This window comes from Nitrospina sp. P1_D6, assembly GCF_052156615.1.
Lineage (GTDB): Bacteria > Nitrospinota > Nitrospinia > Nitrospinales > Nitrospinaceae > Nitrospina.
The window spans coordinates 45,506-66,343 of sequence record NZ_JBQKUN010000008.1; the positions used below are offsets into that span (position 1 = coordinate 45,506).

General features: G+C 57.7%; 15 protein-coding genes. 8 read left to right on the forward strand and 7 right to left on the reverse strand.

All coding sequences use genetic code 11. From position 1 onward, the window contains the following. The first annotated feature begins 143 nt into the window (after positions 1-143). Together ACTRXA_RS12820 and ACTRXA_RS12825 are read left to right on the forward strand one after the other, a co-directional pair. Positions 144-2,726 (forward strand): ATP-binding protein, encoded by a 2,583-nt coding sequence (locus ACTRXA_RS12820; protein WP_442427568.1) that lies wholly within the window; start codon positions 144-146, stop codon positions 2,724-2,726. 115 nt (positions 2,727-2,841) lie between these two features. Next, positions 2,842-3,441 carry a GNAT family N-acetyltransferase gene (locus ACTRXA_RS12825; RefSeq protein WP_442427569.1) on the forward strand — a complete coding sequence of 200 codons (600 nt, stop codon included), beginning with the start codon at positions 2,842-2,844 and terminating at the stop codon, positions 3,439-3,441. Between the two features lie 17 nt (positions 3,442-3,458). Here the strand turns inward: ACTRXA_RS12825 and ACTRXA_RS12830 are convergent, their stop codons facing one another. From ACTRXA_RS12830 to ACTRXA_RS12860, 7 genes are all read right to left on the reverse strand, one after another. Then, positions 3,459-4,181: a formylglycine-generating enzyme family protein gene (locus ACTRXA_RS12830; protein WP_442427570.1), complete on the reverse strand. Its 723-nt coding sequence runs from the start codon at positions 4,179-4,181 to the stop codon at positions 3,459-3,461. Next, positions 4,181-4,945 carry a molybdopterin-dependent oxidoreductase gene (locus tag ACTRXA_RS12835; RefSeq protein WP_442427571.1) on the reverse strand — a complete coding sequence of 255 codons (765 nt, stop codon included), beginning with the start codon at positions 4,943-4,945 and terminating at the stop codon, positions 4,181-4,183. Before ACTRXA_RS12835 ends, ACTRXA_RS12830 begins: the two co-directional genes overlap by 1 nt. Positions 4,946-4,961: 16 nt before the next feature. Next, positions 4,962-5,768, reverse strand: a complete 807-nt coding sequence (gene dapB / locus ACTRXA_RS12840; protein ID WP_442427572.1) for a 4-hydroxy-tetrahydrodipicolinate reductase — start codon at positions 5,766-5,768, stop codon at positions 4,962-4,964. Between the two features lie 91 nt (positions 5,769-5,859). After that, positions 5,860-6,735, reverse strand: coding sequence for a 4-hydroxy-tetrahydrodipicolinate synthase (gene dapA, locus ACTRXA_RS12845; RefSeq protein ID WP_442427573.1), 876 nt, complete (start codon positions 6,733-6,735; stop codon positions 5,860-5,862). A 27-nt stretch (positions 6,736-6,762) separates the two neighbouring features. Continuing rightward, positions 6,763-7,572, reverse strand: coding sequence for a diaminopimelate epimerase (gene dapF / locus ACTRXA_RS12850; RefSeq protein WP_442427574.1), 810 nt, complete (start codon positions 7,570-7,572; stop codon positions 6,763-6,765). 219 nt (positions 7,573-7,791) lie between these two features. Next, positions 7,792-8,064 carry a hypothetical protein gene (locus ACTRXA_RS12855; protein ID WP_442427575.1) on the reverse strand — a complete coding sequence of 91 codons (273 nt, stop codon included), beginning with the start codon at positions 8,062-8,064 and terminating at the stop codon, positions 7,792-7,794. Between the two features lie 60 nt (positions 8,065-8,124). Continuing rightward, positions 8,125-9,939: a B12-binding domain-containing radical SAM protein gene (locus ACTRXA_RS12860; protein ID WP_442427576.1), complete on the reverse strand. Its 1,815-nt coding sequence runs from the start codon at positions 9,937-9,939 to the stop codon at positions 8,125-8,127. A 430-nt stretch (positions 9,940-10,369) separates the two neighbouring features. Between ACTRXA_RS12860 and ACTRXA_RS12865 the strand changes: the two genes are divergently transcribed. The 6 genes from ACTRXA_RS12865 to ACTRXA_RS12890 all read left to right on the forward strand — a co-directional run bounded on the left by ACTRXA_RS12865 (position 10,370) and on the right by ACTRXA_RS12890 (position 20,833). Further along, positions 10,370-12,559 (forward strand): NHL domain-containing protein, encoded by a 2,190-nt coding sequence (locus ACTRXA_RS12865; protein WP_442427577.1) that lies wholly within the window; start codon positions 10,370-10,372, stop codon positions 12,557-12,559. A 94-nt stretch (positions 12,560-12,653) separates the two neighbouring features. Next, positions 12,654-13,163, forward strand: coding sequence for a nuclear transport factor 2 family protein (locus ACTRXA_RS12870; RefSeq protein WP_442427578.1), 510 nt, complete (start codon positions 12,654-12,656; stop codon positions 13,161-13,163). Positions 13,164-13,237: 74 nt separating this feature from the next. Continuing rightward, on the forward strand, positions 13,238-15,340 hold the full coding sequence (gene glgX / locus ACTRXA_RS12875) for a glycogen debranching protein GlgX (RefSeq protein WP_442427579.1): 2,103 nt from the start codon (positions 13,238-13,240) through the stop codon (positions 15,338-15,340). A 79-nt stretch (positions 15,341-15,419) separates the two neighbouring features. Further along, positions 15,420-15,737: an Hpt domain-containing protein gene (locus tag ACTRXA_RS12880; RefSeq protein WP_442427580.1), complete on the forward strand. Its 318-nt coding sequence runs from the start codon at positions 15,420-15,422 to the stop codon at positions 15,735-15,737. 82 nt (positions 15,738-15,819) lie between these two features. Then, positions 15,820-17,898: a hypothetical protein gene (locus ACTRXA_RS12885; protein ID WP_442427581.1), complete on the forward strand. Its 2,079-nt coding sequence runs from the start codon at positions 15,820-15,822 to the stop codon at positions 17,896-17,898. Positions 17,899-17,905: 7 nt separating this feature from the next. Continuing rightward, entirely contained in the window at positions 17,906-20,833 is a 2,928-nt protein-coding gene (locus tag ACTRXA_RS12890) for a hypothetical protein (protein ID WP_442427582.1), read from the forward strand. The last annotated feature ends 5 nt before the right edge of the window (positions 20,834-20,838 follow it).

Sequence of the window (20,838 nt, forward strand, 5' to 3'; positions counted from 1 at the left end):
GACTCTCCAACAGGACTGAAAGCCCCACCTCCCCGGGTGGGGCTTTCTTTTTCCAGGAAGTGGATAAAGACTTCGCTTTTCGGATTTTCACTTTAAAATAATAAGGGAGGAATTTATCGCAAATTTTCATTTCAAGAGCGGTTATGAAATTCTGGAAACACATTTCCCTCCGGCATAAACTGATCGCCATCATAATGCTGACCAGTACCGTGGCCCTGTTGCTTGCGGTCATTGGCCTCAGCATCCACGACGTACTGACCTTTCGCAACACGCAAACCCGGGAGCTCGCAAGCCTGGCGCAGATCCTGGGGGCCCACAGCACCGCCTCCCTGCGGTTTCATGATTCCCAGACCGGGTTTGAACTGTTGCAGGCCCTCAAAACGGATTCCCGTATTGTCTCCGCGGCTTTATACGACAAACAGGGCAACCTGTTTTCCCATTACCATCGGCAGGGAAAGGGGCCTGAAACATTCCCCCGCCCGCCCCCTGAAAGCTCGGCGGAATTCCACAGGGACGACATAATCGATTTGTTCCGCCCCGTAATGGCGAATGGAGAACAAATTGGCACGTTGTACCTCCAGTCGGACACCAACCTGCTTACGGAGCGCCTTCAGCATTACGCCGTTGTATCGGGAATCGTATTCGCACTCTCCCTGCTGGTTTCTTTTCTCATTTCCGCCCGGGTGCAAAGCACGGTTTCCGCACCAATTCTTCATCTCGCAGAAATCGTGAACCGCGTTTCCAAGGAACAGAATTTTTCAATTCGGGTTGAAAGGGACCGGGAAGACGAATTGGGTTTTCTCGTCAACCAGTTCAACGTCATGCTGGGTCAGATCCAGGAGCGCGACCAGGCCCTGCTGCAGGCGCACGAAGAGCTTGAGGCGAAAGTTGAAGAACGCACCCGCGACCTGCAACATGAAATAGAGATACGCGAAAAGTCGGAGAACGCCCTCCGCGAAAGCGAACAACGCCTGCAGAACGTTCTCGATTATGCGACGCCCCTGGTTTACATGAAAGACCTGCAACGCCGCTTTCTACTGGTCAACCATCAGTTTGTGAATCTGTTCGGGCTTTCCAATGACGAAGTGCGCGGAAAAACCTCGGAAGAAATTTTTGATCGGGATCTCCTGGACCAGTTTTTCCTCAAGGAGGAAGACATTTTTCAGACCGGTCAATCCGTGGAAACCGAGGAGCTGGTGATTCAAAACAGCTCCACCGAAACCTACCTTTCGGTCAAGTTTCCCCTGCGGGATTCAAACAACGAAATTTACGGTCTTTGTGCCTTGTGCACCAACATCACCGAACGCAAACAGTTCGAAATCCAGCTGCAACAGGCCAAAGCGGCCGCGGAGGCGGCGAACATGGCGAAAAGCACCTTCATCGCCAACATGAGTCATGAAATCCGCACGCCGCTGAACGCCATCCTGGGTTACTCGCAGATCCTGCAACGCGATCAAAGGCTCGACCCAGAACAACGGAAAGCGGTGGAAACCATCATCTCGAGCGGAAGCAATCTGCTGGCTCTCATCAGCGACATCCTCGACATCTCCAAAATCGAAGCAGGCCGAATGGAATTGCAACCCGCTCCTTTCAGCCTGGATATGCTTCTCGACCACCTGATCTCCATGTTCAAATTGCGTAGCGAACAAAAAGGACTGGAACTGAAAGTCACTCCTCTTCCACAGGAAAAGACCGTGGTATTTGGTGATGAGGCGAAACTCAAGCAGGTCCTCATCAATCTCATCAGCAACGCCATCAAGTTCACCCACCAGGGGAGCATCCGCATTTCCGTCATACCGGAGAACAACCATTTTTATAAATTTGAAGTGGCTGACACCGGACAGGGCATTCGCCCGGAAGACCTGCAGTCGATTTTCGACCCTTTCCGGCAGGGAGATCAGGGGATCAAGTCGGGAGGGACGGGGCTGGGTTTGGCCATCGCACGCAAACAGGTGATTTTGCTGGGTTCCGACTTGAAGGTGGAGTCTGAAGTTGGCAAAGGGACCCGATTCGCATTTACAGTCAAGCTGCCCACCCCGACCCAGGAGGTGAAACCCGCCCAGGATATGTTTCAGTTTGTTTCCCGGTTGGAGGAAGGCCAGCACATCACCGCACTCGTTGCCGATGACGTGGAGGAAAACCGGGAAGTCCTGTGCCGGTTCCTGAAAAGCATCGGCGTGACGACCATCGAGGCGGAAGATGGCCTAGAAGCCCTGGAAAGAACCCGGGAACACCTTCCTGACATCATTTTCATGGACATTCGCATGCCAAAAATGGACGGCACCCGCGCCATTCAGGAAATCATCCGGGAATTCGGCAATGACCGCTTCAAAATTGTGGTCATCACCGCTTCAGCGCTGGAACATGAGATAGAGCGGTTCCTCCAGCTTGGATGCCACGACATCATCCTGAAACCGTTCCGCACGCAGGAGGTGTTCAATTCCCTGAAAAAGCTTCTGGATGTCACCTTTGAATACCACGAGGAAATAAAACCCGAAGTCGAGCAGAAAATACCGGACGACTATTCGCATTTTGTGGTTCCGGAAGAACTGTTGAAAAATCTGCGGGACGCGGCGGAGTTCTACAACATCACTCAGCTTAAAAAATACCTCGAAGACCTGGAAGGCGACAGCCGCGAACTGGCCACCCACCTGAAATCGTACATCCACACCTACGACATGGAAGGCATCCTCAAAATTCTCGATCAGGTTCAGGTTGAAAACTGATTGTAATTTGCCTTCTTAAAAAACGCTCCTGAAAATATCGGATTGACCCCGGTTGGCAAACAATTCCGAGCCTTTATACTGAAGATAATTCCAAACTTGTGAGCAAGAACGGATTGTGAAAGACGAAACCTTAAATTTCGAGGCAGGTCAATCGGTGGAAAGCCGGGTGGCGACCTATCCCCAGATGCGGGTGCTGGAAGGAGACATGGTCACTTTCAAGCGCTTCCGCTTCCTGGAACCGGGACTGGTGAGCCTGCTGGATTCCAACCCGACAGCCTTGGAAAACCACCACAAGGTACTTGTCCTTGTATACAAAAACGATCCGCTGGGCTGCATTTCGCTCGTCCATCTACCCCGCACGGACACACTCAATCGCGTCTTTTATAACGCACGACTGGACCTCGTGATCGTTGCCAATGGCTTTCGTGGAATGGGCATCGGTCGTTCGATGATGCTCATGGGCATGTACTACCTGCTGGAAACGCTGGGCGACTCCCTTCAATCCATCAGCGCCGCGACACCCCATCCCGCGGCGGACCGGGTTTTACAAAGCCTGGAATTCACCCTCCTTCCTTCACAGGATGGATCCCTGCACCGGACGCTGGATTTAAAGGGACTGGACCGGCCCGGCCTGCTTCACGTCATCCGCGACAAAACCGACGAATCGCTCAAACGCATGCACTACACCCTGCGCCGTCTGGTCTTCAAACCCTGATTGTTCCCGCTCGTTTTTCAAACATCCTTCGCACAACGAAATCCCAGGAAATTGTAGCGCGCTTCCGGTTCCATGTGATTTCGATGCCAGGTGGGAGTGAAATCGATCTTGAGGTGGCTTTGTAAAAGACCGCCGCGGATCACCTTGAAACGGCCCTGTTCCGATCCCGGCATCCCGTTGTAATCGTAATCCGTGGAAGTCCATTCCCATACATTGTGCCCCATGCCGTACACGCCGTAGGGACTGATCCATTCGTTCCGCCTGTCCACCGGTTCCGGTAAAAACCCGGAAAAGCCGTTGTTGGGATGCGGCTGAAAATTGAGCCACGGCCACTTTCTGCGATCGGTGCCCCGAGCCGCTTTTTCCCATTCCTGTTCCGTCGGCAGGCGTTTTCCCGCCCACTCACAAAAGGCGCGGGCATGATCGTAATCAACCAGTACCCTGGGAAGCTTCGCTCGACTGGAGTCCACCTTGTAACTGGAATCGAACCGGCTGTACTCACCCCGTGTCACTTCATAGCGGTCGATGAGGTAGGCGGGGAGCTTCACACGTTTGCCGAGGGCGGTTTTGGGGTCGGAGGGGTCGCCGAAAACGAACTCGCCTTCGGGAATATAAACCATGTTTTCGGGAACGGTGACGCCCGGTGGCACGGTGACCTCGATCTGCTCGACGGAGTTGTCGGAGCAGGCAGTGGCAACGCACCATACCAGAACTCCCAGCAGGCCGCGTGTCCGGATCATCAGCCTTTCCGTCGGGTATCGGGTCGCTTGTCGAAGAAGTGAAACACCTCGCCGCCGTTGATGGGCAGGGGCTTTTTGTTGAAATCGAGGGGATGGTCGATGCCCGGCTGGATGGTGCCGTCCACGGAGTAGGGTCCGAAATCGGCCCAGTAGTTGCGCTTGCGGTCATCGGTGAACTCGATGCCGGTGATGTACTTGATGTTCTTGTAACCGTACTTGAACGGCGCAATGAGCCGCAGGGGAAACCCGTGATTGGGGGAAAGCGCCGAGCCGTTCATGCGCAGGACCAAAAGCACCCGGTCGCGTAGCAACTCGTTGATGGTGTAGCTTTCGTAATACGAATCCGCCGAGGAAAACGCGACGTACTTCGCCTCCGGTTTCGGCTTCACCTTATCAATGATCTCGCTCATGTGGAAGCCTTCCCATTCCGCTTTCGCCGACCAGCATTCCACACACTTGAGGCGCGAGGTCTGCCTGATCATCTTGAAGCCGAACAGGTCCTCGTATTGGAATGCAGTGGGGTTCTCCACCAGTCCCCGGACCGACAGCGCCCATTCGTTCATGTTGACACCGGGAAACGGGTTGGCACTGCGGATGTAAAACCCCGGCACATCGCGGTTCTGGATGTAATGGGAGGGGAATCGTTCGTCGTTCTGGAACTGCACCGTGCCTTCGGACCTTTTGGGCCACAAGGCGGCCAGCGCCGAAAGCGAAAACGCTTTCAGGAAGACACGTCGGTCCAGTTTGAAGTTCATGCCCGGCATGATGTGTATCCTTCAATCAATCCCGCAAACCGAGTACGTCCTGCATGTCGTACAAACCCGGTTTCTGGTTGACCACCCACTCGGCCGCGCGCACGGAACCCCGCGCGAACGTCTGGCGGCTTTGCGCCCGGTGGGACAATTCCAGCGTTTCCCCCATGCCGCCGAACAGCACGCGGTGCTCGCCGATGATGTCGCCCGCCCTCAGGGTGTGCACGCCGATTTCCTTTTCACCGCGGCCGTCGCTGAAACCCTTGCGGCCGTAGACGCCGACCTCATCGAGGTTGCGCTCCAGCGCCTCGGCGACGATTTCCGAGATGCGTACGGCAGTACCACTCGGCGCGTCTTTCTTGAACTTGTGGTGCGCCTCGACGATTTCCACGTCGTACCCATCGCCCAGCACGCGCGCCACTTCGCCGGCGATCTTGAACAATACGTTGACCCCGATGCTCATGTTGGGCGCAAGCACGCAACGGATGCTTTTGGCCGCCTGTTCGATCTCGCGTTTCTGCTCGGCGGAAAACCCCGTGGTGCCGAACACCACCGCTTTCTTTTTCGCCGTCACCGCTTTCAGCGTGCCCATGCTGACTTCCGGCAGAGTGAAGTCGATGATCACATCGCACGCCTCCGCCAGTGCACCAACATCGTCGGTCAATGCGACATTTTTTTTATTCAGTCCGGCCAGCTCGCCCAGATCGCGGCCCAGGTCCGGAGAGCCCGCCGCTTCCGTGCCGCCACCCAGTTCGACACCCTGGGTGTCTTCAATACTTGCGATGATGTTGCGTCCCATACGGCCGGCGGCGCCGACCACACCCACTTTGATCAAGGTATGTCTCCTGTTCGGGTTTTCAATTCTATTGGACAATAACCTCCCACGCCTTTGCAAGCGGAATCCGGGAGGGTTCGGGGATGCGCTGTTAAAGGAGGGAGTATTGCTTCAGGGTGGCTTTCAGCCGCTCCATGTGCTCGCGGGACAGCTTCGCCAAAGGCGGGCGCAGCTCATCCGAGATCATGCCCATCAGCCACAGGGCCGCCTTCACCGGCACCGGGTTGGTGTCCATGAACAGGGCGTCGTTGAGCGCCATGAGTTCGTAGTGAAGTTGCCGCGCGGTTTTCATGTCCGCGTCGGCGGAACTTTTGCAGAGCGCCGCCATTTTTTCCGGCACCACGTTGGCGGTGACGGAAATCACGCCCTTGCCGCCGACCGCGAGGATCGGCCACAGCAGACCGTCGTCACCGGACAGCACAACGAAATCATCGCCGCAACGCTCCACCACTTCGCTGATCTGCATCAGGTCGCCGGAGGCCTCCTTGATGCCGACGATGTTTTTGTGTTCCTTCGCCAGCCGCTCCACCGTCGGGGGAAGCATGTTGACGGAGGTGCGCCCGGGCACGTTGTAGAGAATGATCGGCAGGCTCGTCTCTTTCGCCACAGCGGTGAAATGCTGATACAGCCCTTCCTGCGACGGCTTGTTGTAATAAGGCGTGATGAGGAGCGATCCGTCGGCGCCGATCTTCTCAGCGTGCCGGGTGAGTTCGATCGCCTCGGCGGTGGAATTGGAACCGGTTCCCGCCAGCACCGGGATTTTGCCCTTGCACACCTCGACCGCCTGCCGGATCACCTGGTGGTGTTCTTCGTGCGTCAGGGTGGCGGACTCACCGGTGGTGCCGCAGGGCACCACGCCCTGGGTTCCGTGGTCGATATGGAACCGGAGCAGTTTTTCAAATGCCTGCTCATCCACCCTGCCGTTTTTAAACGGCGTGACGATGGCAACGAGGGAGCCTTCAAACATGTTGGATTCCGTAGGATTGAGGTTGGATCAGAGTTCGACGATGGTTCCTTCGAACGTCAGCTTGGTCATGCCTTCCAGGAACACCGTGGGCAAACTGTTGTCATTGGGCTCGATATGCACTTTCAACACTTCTCCCCCGCGTGTCTCAACCTCTACGGGAGACGGGATCTCGAACCGCTTGGATGCGATGAGGGCGGAGGCCACCACGCCGGTACCGCAGGCGAGCGTTTCCCCCTCGACCCCACGCTCGTAGGTGCGGACCTTGAGCCCGCCGTTCTGCCTCTGCACCAGGTCGACGTTGGTGCCTGCCGGGGCGAACACGGTGTGGTACCGGATGTTTCGGCCGACGGTGGTCACGTCTTCCTTCTCCACGTCCTCGGAGAAGACGATGGCGTGCGGAACCCCGGTGTTGACGCTGTCCACCTTGTAGTGGACCCCTTCGAATTCAATGTCGAGCCCCTCCTGCAAATGCTCCGGCGGGGTCAATTTCACTTTCACAAGCGGGCTGTTGACCTGCGCGCTGATGATGCCCGCCACGGTTTCGAACGTATGGGACTTCGGGGCGATGCCTTTCTCAAACGCGTAACGCGCCACACAGCGGCCGCCATTGCCGCACATCTCTGCGGACGAGCCATCGCTGTTGTAGAAATCCCACTTGTAGTCGGCGCGGTCCGTGTTTTCGATGAAAATCACCCCGTCGGCGCCGACGGAGTCCTTCACGCGGCAGACCTTTTCCACAAAATCGCGCTTGATGGTATCCGCCACCACGCCGTCGCGGTTGTCTATAATGACAAAGTCGTTGCCGCTTCCACTCATTTTGGTGAAGGGGATATTCATTTGGAAACCTTGCAAAAGAGTTGTTTCATTTAGGATGCAGGTACTGCCACGAAGGATTCAATCCGGTGGGAGCAACGGGAGTTTAGCACACGGCCGGGGGAGGAATCAAACAACCGGGCAGACACCCGTTCGCGAACGGCCCACCCATGCAGGGTCGGAAAATCCGTATGGAACCCGGCTTGCGGGGGCCGGGTTCCACACTCTGTTTATGAACTGCGCTCAGTCGTCTTTCTGCGTGACGCGCTTCAACGCTTCCACCAGAACGGGACGCCTGTCCTCCACATCCGTCTTTTCCTGCTGGTAAAAATTGAGCACGCAGTTGATGTAGGAAATCGATCCTTCCGGCCAGCCCATGGAGAGGCATCCGGCACCGTACTTTTTGTTGACCTTCCGCGCCTCGCCCATCGAGTTGTCCACGTCTTCCGGGTTGACCGGCGCCGTGGCGCAACCCACCATTCCCAGAAACAAAACCGCACAAATCCAGTGTTTCATGTGCCCTCGCTTTCCTCTTTCAATAGAGAACGTTGTTGATGATCCCGGTGAGGTTCCGTTCTATACCATGCCGACGGGGTTGTTGTAAACGGCGGGACGCTGGTCGGGGCGGACGTGCAGTTGGGTGAGTTCGTTGGTCCCAAAGTGATCCACATACAAAAAGATGTATTCGCGCACCGCCGTACGGAGATCCCATTTGGGATCGTGGTCACGTTCAAACTCGTCGAACACTTCCAGCGCCTCCTGGATGCTCAATCCCTCATCGACAGTGAAATAATAATCGAGAGCCAGATCCCATTCAGGATTCTTGTACGCCGTCAGGCCGTACTTTTCCGGCTCCATGGCCACCGGACTGAAACGGCCGAGAACGAAAGTCATGAATCCCAGAGAGTGAATGTGCTCACGGTTTTCATGGCAGAAGCGTTTGCTGTCCTCCGCCTCTTCAGGTTTTTCTCCCGGAAAGCCGAAAAAGCCCATGATGTGGTTCCAGATGCCGAACTTCGACGACATGCGCAGGTTGGTGCGGATGGCATCCAGCTTCGTCGCCTTGTCCATGAGGTCGAGGACCCGCTTGTTGCCGGACTCGTAACCGAAATGCAGATAGCGGCACCCGGATTCCGCCGCAACCCGCCACACCTCCTCATCCAGCAGGGTTTCCTCGAAGCGCATGTGCGTCGTCCATGCAATGTCGATCTTATTGTCGATGAGAGACCTCGACAGCTTGCGGAACAGGGCCGGCGGGTACGATTCGTCGGTGAAATGGAAATACCGGTTGCCGTATTTGTTCTGGAGGAATCGGATCTCCTCGGTGATCTGGCCGATCTGCTTGGTGCGATAGCCTTCTACGTAACCCTGGAAGTGATCGCAGAAAGTGCACTTGCCCCAGTAACAGCCGCGTGTGGCCAGGTACGGCAGGATGAGTCGCGGCACGAAGTATTTCTCCAGCGGCAGGCCGTCGAAATCCGGCGGAGGCAACTTGTCCATGTCCTCCGCAAACACATCCTTGTTTTTCTGCAGGCCGTGTTCGGTACGGCAGATGAGGTTGGGCAGGTGGGTGAGATCGGTTTCGCCCGCGTCCAGCGCATCGACCAGTTTCAGGAACGCGCTTTCTCCTTCATACAGCACCGCCGTATCCACGAACTGGAACAGGTCGCCTTTTTCCATGAGCGCGTCGCGCAGCCGGGTAACGATGTTGCCGCCGATGGTGATGTGCGTGCTGGGGGCCTGCTCCTTGATCAGCTTTGCGAACGTAAACGTGGAGATGAGTTGCTTCTGCTGGACAATGGAGATGCCCACAACATCGGGTTTTTCCTGCTCGATGACATCTGCCAGTAAGAATCGGTACACATCCCGGTATACGTTGATTTGAGTGTCGTCCAATGCCTCCAGGATTTCCGACGACATGAACGGCTTGTAAACCAGTTCCGTTTCAATGGGGGGAAAACAAATCTGGGCGGGATAATAGCCGAGGCTGATATAGGCCATCGTCGTATGCAGGATATGGGTCGCCCATTCCAGCTTGTCGATGTCGTAAAAATCCTCACACCGAAGAATACGTTTGGCCTCGGTCACGTCGCGAATGAGGGCCTGCAGGCTGGATTCGTCCCACACCTCCAACTGCCGGCGAAGTTCCCCTTCCTCTTGGTCCAGGCCGCGCTGGTCGGCCACCACCTGCAGGTGACGGAGCTCAAAATCGATGCGGTTCTGCACGTGTCGCAGGAACCGTTCGCTGAACATGAGGTCGTACATGTCCACATTGATGTCGCGTTGGATCACCTCGTGCCCGGCCGGGCGCAGGACGGATGTCAGGGCGGGCAGGCTGAGGTACGGCTCCGAGGGAAGCCAGTCCGGTGGAAATATAAGAAGTACTTTCATGATACGTTAAGCTTTCTTCCTACCTTAAATAACCATACGGGATGCCTCGTTTCGCGTGAAATCCATCATATCATTTTTCCCGAACCGATCCCATGCTTTCCACAACTTTTGATCCGCAGTGAGGATTGCACCGACCCACCCTGCGCAAAACCCACAAATTCCGTTGACATCAGGGGGTGGCTCCGTATAATCCGTTAAAATTCCAATATTCAAGAGAGTTACAGGATTTGCGCCCGGGTTGGATGGGGGCCACTCCCCAGAAAACTGACGGGCATTTTAATCTTGAGAATCTCTTGATCCGGTGCAACATTCACCGGTCAGCCAAACAGGAATTTGAGGGGTGCCCTCCGGCGCCGGGAAAGTGATACTCTGGGTCATTACTCAAAAAGAAGGACCCCCTCGGGTCCGTAATTTCAAAACGAGGTTTTGCATGACACCAACACTCCGAACCGCCTTTTATGCCGGCCTGTGTTTGCTGGCAGCCGTTTTTCTGATACCTCCTGCGGGAGAGGCGAAAATCGGCAAGCCCCGGAAGGCCACCAACGTTTCCATTTCGCTGGTTGATGGAATCGCGGTGGCACCCAACGGGGATGTTTATATCTCACGCCGCTCACACAACATCGTGAGCAAGATCGATCAAAATGGAACTCTCACCAACGTGGTGGGAACCGGCGTATCCGGCTACAGCGGCGACGGCGGCCCGGCCACGGCGGCAACGCTGAAAGTTCCGGCGGGTCTCACCTTCGACAAGGAAGGCAACCTGTACATCGCCGACCGCGAAAACCACGTCGTGCGCAAGGTGGACGCAAACGGCATCATCACCACCTTCGCCGGTACCGGGGAAGCGGGTTACAGCGGCGACAACGGACCGGCCACCAAGGCGGCTCTGAACCTGCCTTCGGACATGACGGTGGACCACAACGGCAACCTGTTCATCTCCGACCGGTCCAACAACGTCATCCGCAAGGTGGATCGCAACGGCACCATCACCACCTACGCCGGAACGGGCAACGAAGGTTACAATGGCGACAACATGCCCGCCCTCCGCACCAATCTGGACAAACCCTTCGGGCTGGCGGTGGACAAGCAAGGCAACCTGTACATTGCCGACCGTGGCAACAACCGCGTCCGCAAGGTGGACGCGGATTCCGGCCTGATGAGCACCATCGGGGGCGACGGCGGCTTTTTCTTCATCGGGGACAACGGCCCCGCCTATCGGGCGAGTATTGCAGGTCCGACGGACGTGGCCGTTGACGATGAAGGAAACGTTTACGTCGCCGACCGCAACAACAACCGCATCCGCAAAATCAACACGCTGGGCATGATCCGCACCGTCATGGGCACGGGACAGCAGGATTACAACGGCGACGCGGAAGTGGCGCGTGAAACCAACCTGCATCTGCCCTTTGCCCTCACGCTTGATAACAACGGCGATCTGCTGGTGGTTGACCGGTCGCATTACCGCATCCGCAAGATGTACCAGAAGGGAAGCCGCGTGGAGACCATCGCCGGCAACGGTGTGAAGAACTTCGCAGGGGACAACGGTCCCGCCACCGGTGCCAATCTGGAGTTCCCGCATGGCATCGTGGTGGACAAGCACGACAATGTCATATTCGCGGACAAGGGCCATTACCGGATCCGCCAGGTGGATCCGGAAGGCGTCATTTCCACCATCGTGGGCAACGGCATCCGAGGCAATATCGGTGACAACGGTCCCGCGCTGGAAGCATCGGTATTCCCCACCATTCTGGAGCTGAACCATAAGGATGAAATCTTCTTCTTAAGTCCCAGCGGATTCGTCAGCCTCATCCGCAAAGTTGACAACAACGGAATCATCAGCCTTCTGATTTCCACCGGCGACCAGGACTACCAAAAGGCCGTCATGCAGGCGGGCTACACTGGCCGGTCGTCGCATTCGGAGATCACCATCATCACGCAGTTCTCCGGTCTGGCGTTTGACAAGGAAGGAAACCTGTACGTTTCCGACCGCATCAATCACCAGATCCGCAAGGTGACACCCGAAGGCAAAATCATCACCATCGCCGGTAACGGGAACTCTGATTACACGGGTGATAACGGACCTGCCAAGCATGCGTCCTTCCGGGACCCGCAGTCCCTGACCATGGACAAAGAAGGCAACCTCTACATCGGAGACACCGCCAACAACGTGATCCGAAAGATCGATAAGAACGGCATCGTCACCACTTACGCCGGCAACGGCAACCACGAGTACAGTGGCGACGGTGGTCCGGCACTGGAAGCCGGGTTCAAGTCGATCGGCGACATCGTCTTCAGCCCTTCCGGTGAATTGCATGTGGTCGAAACCGGAAACCACACGGTCCGCAAGATAACCCGCGATGGAAAAGTCGAACGGGTTGCCGGGCGGGCGGGAGTCCAGGGATTGTTTGGCGACGGTGGCAAGGCGACGGAAGCCATGCTCAAGCAACCGGCATGCATCGCTTTTGATTCCAAGGGAAACCTGTACATCACCGACATGGGCAACAACCGCATCCGCAAGGTGGATACCAATGGCATCATCACCACTCTTGCAGGCCGCGGCAGCTTCGGCTGGGGATATGAGGGGGAAGAGGTCAACATCTACTTCCAAAACTTCCCGTGACGCCCACCGCAATCGAAAACGGATTGCGGAACGCGGAATAACGAATCCAATTCATTCATAAATTTAAAAAGTGACTACTTGGGAGACATTTCTCATGAAACGATATAATCGCCTTCTTCCCCTGCTCGTAACCGGGGTATTCTGGATCGTGAACGCCGGCCAGGCGTTCGCGGCGGATACCGATGCGTTGACCAACGTGCTCAAAAAGGTGGACCAGGTGGTGTGCACCCAGCCCCGGCAGATATTCAATTTCTATTCGGCGGACATGGTCATCATCAACGATGACAAGCGCATCCTGCCCGAAAACCGGATCAAGGATTACGAAGTCATGATTTCGGAACTGCAGGGTCTGAAATGCGAACAGAACCGCACCGTGCTGGCTGGCAACGCCGGCGAAAAGGTCGGTTTCCTGCTGGTGGACGAGCTGATCAGCGTCACTTCCCGGCTCAGCACGGACGAACGCCAGCACAGCGTCTGCACCTACGTATTCAACAAGAACAGCGGACAGTGGAAAATCACGCATGAACACTGTTCCAGCCTGCCGGACTACACCATCGTGCCGGGGGACGACGCGTTGTATTATTTCCACAATCCGGTGTACTGACGGGAATGCGATAAGCCTTCCCGTTGACGGATGCCGGGGGGCCGCCTTCGCGGAATCCCCGGCGGGAGCGCACCATGACCGGTTCACCCCACACGCGGCCTGTACAGGGAACCGTGATTTCCGCGGATGGGGTCCGCTTCTCCATATTTTCGGAGAATGCAACGCAGGTCGAACTATGCCTGTTTGAATCGGACAAGGGGCCCGAAACCCGCCGTCTGCAAATGGAGCGAGGGACGGATCACCTCTGGACCCGTTGGGTGCCGGATCTCAAACCCGGTTGCCTGTACGGCTTTAGAGTGTTCGGTCCCTACGCACCGGAGCAGGGACACCGGTTCAATCCCTCCAAGGTCCTGGCCGACCCTTATGGTCGCCTGTTGGGACGCAGACCCGGATGGAACCGCCGCTGGCACAGCCTGCCCCCCGACCTAGAGGGAGGATCCGAATCCAGGATCCGGCCGGACGGGGCAGACAACGCCGATTGTGCGCCGCTCTGCCGGTTGGTGAATCCGGAGTTCGACTGGCAGGGAGACAAACCGCCTGGTACCTCGTGGGCGGAGACCATCCTCTACGAAACCCACGTCAAAGGTTTCACCCGCCAGCATCCGGACATCCCTCCCGGCCTGCGCGGCACTTTCGCCGGCCTGGCCAGCGAGCCTGCCATCGCACACCTCAAATCCCTCGGCGTCACCGCCGTCGAACTGTTACCCATTCACCAGGGTGCAGAGGAACAGCGCCTGGTCCAAAGCCAGCTCACCAATTACTGGAACTACAACACGCTCCTGTTCTTCGCACCGGACCTGCGTCTCGCCGCCACCGGCGACCCCATCCGCGAATTCAGGGAGATGGTGCGGAGCCTGCATGAAGCCGGGCTGGAGGTGATCCTCGACGTGGTGTACAACCACACCGTGGAAGGCGATGCCCGCGGCCCCACCCTCTGTTTCCGCGGTATCGACAACCGCACCTACTACCGGCTCGATCCCGAAAATCCAGCGCAGTACGAAAACATCACCGGCTGCGGCAACACGATGAACTTTGCTCACGCACAGGTACGCCAGCTCGCCCTCGACAGCCTGCGATACTGGGTCACCGACATGCACGTCGATGGCTTCCGTTTCGACCTCGGGGCGGTGCTGGGCCGGGACGAAAACGGCTTCTCCACCGATGCGGCGTTCTTCCAGGCGGTGCAAGCCGACCCGGTTCTCTCGCGGGTCAAGCTCATCGCCGAGCCGTGGGACCTGGGTCACGAAGGCTACCAGGTGGCAGGATTCCCCGACGGCTGGTCGGAGTGGAACGATCAGTACCGGCAGACGGTACGCCGGTTCTGGCTGGGCGCACCGGACCACGTGGGACTCATGGCGCGGCGGCTCTCGGGAAGCGGCGATTTCTACCAACCGCAGAATCGTTCCCCGCGAAGCTCCGTCAATTACATCACCTGCCATGACGGCTTCACGCTTCAGGACCTGGTCAGCTACCAGCGCAAACACAACGAGGCCAACGGCGAACACAACCGGGACGGCAACAACGACAACGCCAGTTGCAACCACGGTATCGAAGGCGCCACCCGGAAACCCGAAATCCTGAAACGGCGCACGCGCCACATGAAAAACCTGATGGCCACCCTCCTGCTCTCGCTCGGCACACCCATGATTTCCGGGGGCGACGAATTGCGCCGCACCCAGCGCGGGAACAACAATGCCTATTGCCAGGACAACAGCACCAGCTGGTATGACTGGCATCTCGACCACGGCAGACAGGAGTTTCTGGAGTTCATCCGAAAACTCATCCATCTTCGCAAGTCCTCTCCCATATTCCAGCGGGACCGGTTTTTGACAGGAGAAACCGATCCTGAATCGGGACTCAAAGACGTCACGTGGCTGAAACCGGATGGTACGGAAATGGAAGAAACGGACTGGCACGACCCGGAAGCACTGACTCTCGCCTGCCTTTTCACCTGTCCCGATGTGAATCAAACGCTCCTGGCACGGGGCTCCATCCTGCTCCTCATGAACGCGGGCCTGGAGGAGTGCCCGTGGATTCTGCCTTCCCTGCCCCCCGCTGGCAACTGGGAGGTGCTTCTCGATACCGAAACCATTGAAAACCGTCTGCAAACCTTGCATCCGGCAGACAGCCTGTATCCCCTTGCCGCGCACACGCTGGCCGTATTGCAATGGAATTGAGTTTTTTCCCGTGGAACCAGTTGAAAACTCCGCGTGAAATTCATTAGGATAAGTGTTTCAACGTTTTGGAAGTGAGTTCATGAACCAGCCCAACCCGTCCCCGGAGAAAATCCCGGTCCTCATTCCTAAAGAATTGAGCCCCCTCATCCCCGGCTACCTTGACGACCGTCGGCAGGATGTGGAACGAATGCGGGCATCCCTGGAGCGGAACGACTTCGCCACCTTGAAAAACCTGGCACACATGCTCAAGGGTTCGGGCGCCAGTTACGGTTTCGAGGAGTTGAGTTTTCTGGGGGAGACGCTGGAAACCGCCGCCGACAGCGAACCGGAAAAAATCACGCCGGTATTGGAACGCATGGCGCGGTATCTCGACAATGTGGAGATTGAATACGTATGAATCGGTTCCCCCCCTTTCTGAAAGAAAAGCCTGTCCTTCGCCATCCCTGCGTCCGGCGCCACCTTCATAAACGGGGACGCTGGTGACTGCCATTCGCAACTGGATCTGGATTGCGGCCATGGCCTTGACCGCTGCGATTCTGCCCGTACCCAGCGGTACCGCTTCCAACACCCCGGAGGCGAAACCGGTAGCATGGAACCCCATGCAATCCATCGCACCAGACCAGGAAACCTGCCTGCATTGCCACAACGGCATTGAGCCGGCCAGCCGGTCGCATCCGCTCAAACTCGGTTGCACCGCTTGTCATGGCGGCGATGCCACAGCCACCACAAAAGAGGACGCACACGCCACGCTCGTATATGATCCGGAGGCGGGCACGGGAAAACGCAACCCCTCCTCCCTCAAGGTGGTGCACCTGAGCTGCGGCCAGGCACAGTGCCACTCGGGGTTTGCCGACGAGAGCCGCAACTGGGCGGACCATGTTAGAAAATCGCCGATGGGCACACTGGCCGGGATGATCGCCGGTCTGCGCTTTCAATGGTCTGGGCAAACCGGCAAGGAGGCGAAGTTCGGCATCTATGCCGTGGAAGATGAGGACGGCAACACGCCCCTCGAGCAGGGCGCGGTGGAAAAACTGTCCCGCCTGCCCTACTTCGACAAAAAAACCGTGCGCCGCAACCCTCCCACCGAGGAAACCGGCGACGCGGTGCTGTTGTCCAACCACTTTGCCGACCTGCTTCTGCGCGACCGGTGTTTTTCGTGTCACCTGGATGCCCCGGCCCCGGAAGGCGTGTTCCGCTCGCAGGGTTGCGCCGCCTGCCATTCCCGTTATAACGAAACCGGGTTGTATGCGGGTGACGATCCCACCATCCCGAAGGACGAACCGGGCCATCCGGCCTCGCACGCGATGACCGTATTGCCTGCGGAGCAGGTGTGCACGCAGTGCCACCGGCAGTTTGAAAAAGGCGCGCCTTTGGCTTCCCAAACCGGATTCGATGGCCAGCGTCGGCATTTCCGTTTCGCTGGAACCGGTCGGCCGGTGGAAGACGTCCACCGTAAGGCAGGCATGGAATGCATCGATTGCCATACGGCGTTCGATGTGATGGGCGACGGCAACATTTATTCGCGCCAGCACCAGGCTGTGGAAATCCGGTGCACCACCTGCCACGGCACGGAGTCGGCCCATCCGGAGACCGCAATAATCGAATCCGAAAACGACCCCGCCCTGCGCCTGAGCCGGCATTACAAAGGATTCCAGAACCAGGCCGGCGACGAGATGGTGCTCACCGCTCGCGGCAATAAAATGACGAACGTGAAAAAAATCGGCAAGCGTTTCGTCTTTTTCAGCAAACGCGACGGCAAGCAGATTCCCATTCCGCAGGCGGCGTGGCAACGAAGCGCCCACACCCTGCCGGGACATGAGGGAAAGCTGGAGTGCACCACCTGCCACGCCTCATGGGTGCCGCAGTGCCAGGGATGCCATATCACCTACGATCAGGCGGCCTATGAAAAAGGAAAGAATCCATGGGGATCGGGTCCGTCCCATCCCACCGGCTGGACCAAACCCCGGCTCATGAAAGGGCCCCGCGGCAAGATCGCACCCGTAATGGATCAACCACTTCATTCACTCACCGTGCTCGACGGACAGGGGCATCCCCTTCCCGTCATCAATGAGGAAGGAGATAAGGAAGGCGAATATAATGAGTGGCAATTCACGAATCCACTGGGATACTCTGGGTCCACTCTGATGTACGCCGCCCAGCCGCATTCGGTAACGAAATCCGTGCGTTCCTGCGCAAGCTGTCACCTGTCGCCGGAGTCTCTCGGCCTGGGCGAAGGCGAACTGAAAATCCAGGGCGACTCCTCTGGCGAGGACGACGCATACAATTTTCTTGTGCTGACGGATCTGAAGACGTTGAAGAGTCATTTGGGACCCTCTGCCGCCGTGACCATACGCGGGGAACCGGTAGCAGGGACGGGCCAGCCCAACGCCCGGCCGCTCAACCAGTCGGAGATCCTCCGTACCCTGCGCGTGGGCAATTGCATTCCCTGTCACGATGCGTATGATGATCCGGTTTACCGGAACCTGGGAAAAAGTTATGAATTTGAGAAAAAGATCCAGCACCGCCGACTGCGTGACCGGATTCTGAACCAACGCTGAAACCGATATGACTTTTTTCAAACGAACAGTCTGGATCGCCGCCTTCCTGGCCCTGCCCGCCTTCCTGTTGATCCCGAACCTGCAGGCCCAGATGGCTACGCCTTTCGGCACAGAACCGTCCAAAGAAAAGAAAGAGGAACCGGACCTCGGGTTTTCTCCTGCTGTGCCCGGCGGACACCTGTTCGGCCCGACGGAAAAAGCTCCGGAACAGGAAAAGGAATCCCCGACGCAGGAACCGACCCAAACGCCGTTACCGCCCCCCTCCAGCGAACCGTTCTCACCGGAGGAGGCGACGCCGTGGAATCCCTTTGCCACACAACCGGAAACCCAGCCGGAACCGCAACCCGAGCCGGAACCGTTTTTTGGCAAACCCAAAACCGAAACCGCCGAACCGGAAACGCACAGCGCGGAGCCGGAACCCACGGTCACGTTTGAAAAGAAGATGGTGCTCATCCCACCCTTTTCCTCGGACGTCCCGCTCTCCGCCGACGATTTCCGCGACCCGTTTTTTCTTATCCGAAACAAGCGCGAATCGTCGCAGGAAGTGCTGAAACCCGGGACCACCCTGGACGGCATCCGTTTCAACTCGTACGCGGAGAGTAACGGATTCATTGAAAACTTTTACCGCGATTCCAACTTCCGCCTGCGTGACGTGTTCGGCCGGATCGACCTCGTCAACATCGAGGGGGGATGCCTCACCTGCCACCGGGGTATTGAGGAGATCAGCGAGAATCACCGCTTCGACTGCACCACCTGCCACAACGGAAACGAACGCGGCCAGACGCCGGAGCAGGCACACACGGGCATGATCCCGAATCCATCCTCTCTTGAACACGCGCCCAATGCCTGCGGCAAGTGCCACGCGGATCAGGTCGAACAGGTAAACAAATCCATCATGGCGAATCCGCGGGGCCTGGTGGAAACCACACGCTATGCCTGGGGCCATTCACCGTTCAACGACTCCAAAGGTGGCGGCAAAGATCCGAAGCCGTGGACGTTTGAAGACACGGGCCACCGTGCCGACGACTTTCTCAAGAAAAAATGCATGCGCTGTCATTTGCAGTCGCCCGCGCCGCATCGCGCGGGGGATTACCGCGCCACGGGGTGTGCCGCCTGCCACATGATCTACACCAACGACGGCGTGACTTTGAGCCGCGACCGCGCCATCCAGAAAGTGCAGAAGAAAGACATCCGCAAAAAAGGTTCGCGGTTTGCCTATCGGTACGGATCGACGCCACTCGAAAACCGGCGGGGTTACCCCCTGGTGCACAAGTTCACCGTCGCCGTGCCCAGCGTGCAATGTGAGCACTGCCACAACAACAACGGCGTCGGCAACGAATTTGAAGGCCTGTTCGGCAAACCCGCGCGGCCGAAAACATCGCATGCCGACGTGCTGGCCGATCAACCCGTCCTGTACGGCCGCCAGCATGAGTTCCTGATTCCCGACATCCATCGCGAAAAAGGCATGCACTGCATCGACTGCCACGGTGCGGGCGACCTGAAAGCCGATGCCACGACGAATCCGACCATGCACAGCGCTGTCACCATCCGCTGCCAGACCTGCCACGGGGTGCATCACAAACCGCCGGAAGGATACAAACTGGTGGAAGCGGATGAAAAGGCGCAGCAACTCTTAAAGTCGAACCAGCTGAATCCCAACCTCATGACCAAGGTCGAGATGGGCGACGTGGTGATGCTGGATGGACAGGGGAATCCCCTGCCGCACATAAAGCAGGAGGACGGCAAATGGGTGCTGTTCTCCAAGGTCACCGGCAAGAAACACGTCATCCCGGTCCTCGACGAATTGAAATCCGTTCCGCTGGCGCACCGCGTCACCGAACACCTGACCCAGGTCGAGTGCGCCGCCTGCCACGCGCGCTGGTCTGCAAACGAGTGGGGCCTGCATGCCATCCGCGAACCAAAACTGGAGCCGGGCAAGTGGAACGAATGGAACTTTGCCGACCCGGTTCTGCAACAACGCTTCACCACGCCGGATTTCAAAACAGGTGCAGACGAAGAACCGCAGGAAACCTCAACCGATCCCGGAATGCTCGACTGGACAAGGGCCCGGCAAACGCCGAAAGGCATTGAAGGCACGTGGCAGGAAGGGGTGTGGGTGAACCTCGTCACCGAGTCCGGCTGGAGCGAACCCATGCTGGGCACCGACCGCCGCGGAAAGGTGATCGTCGTGCAACCGCGTTACCAGTATTTTGTCACCGACCTTGTTGAGAAGGGCGACCAGCGCAATGAGGCGGAGGTGCCCATCACCACCGACGGCAAACCGGGCCTGGTGTGGACGAAGCACACGCCGCACACCATCCGATCAAGCGCGCGCAAATGCGAATCCTGCCACCAGAACTCCGTCGCAACCGGGCTGGGTGAGCCGCAACTGCACAGGGTGGAAGACGCAAACCGGTTCATACAGGCCTTGAAAAAAGAAAATCGCGTCCTGCCGGAGTTCCAGATCAAGCAGACCGTCACCCCGAAAGGCCGGGCGCTTCAAACCGCGGTGCCCGATGCGAATTTCCTCGACAAAAAACTTCTCGACTCACTCAATGGCATGACTGAACGGTACCGCGGCTGGTATTACACCGACCTCAAATCGCGCGGGCTGGGACGCCTGCTGGTACGCGAGGTGTATCCCTTCGACAGCCGTCATGAACTGAATGAGAAAAAATTCGGAAAGCCCGCAGGGGATGAAGACCTGGTGCTGTATTACGACCTGAACGAGAACCGCGTCAAATCCGAAGAACGCATGCATCCACCGGAAGACATGAAGACCCCGCCCCCCGGTCCGGGACCGGAAGCGGTGGAGGAAGTGACGCCGCCGGCGGAATCGTTCCCCATCTTCCCTTTCGGCTCGGAGCCGACGCCGGAGTTCACGCCCGAACCGAAATCCAATCCACTGCGCACCATACCGCCGCCGATCGAGTGAAAATC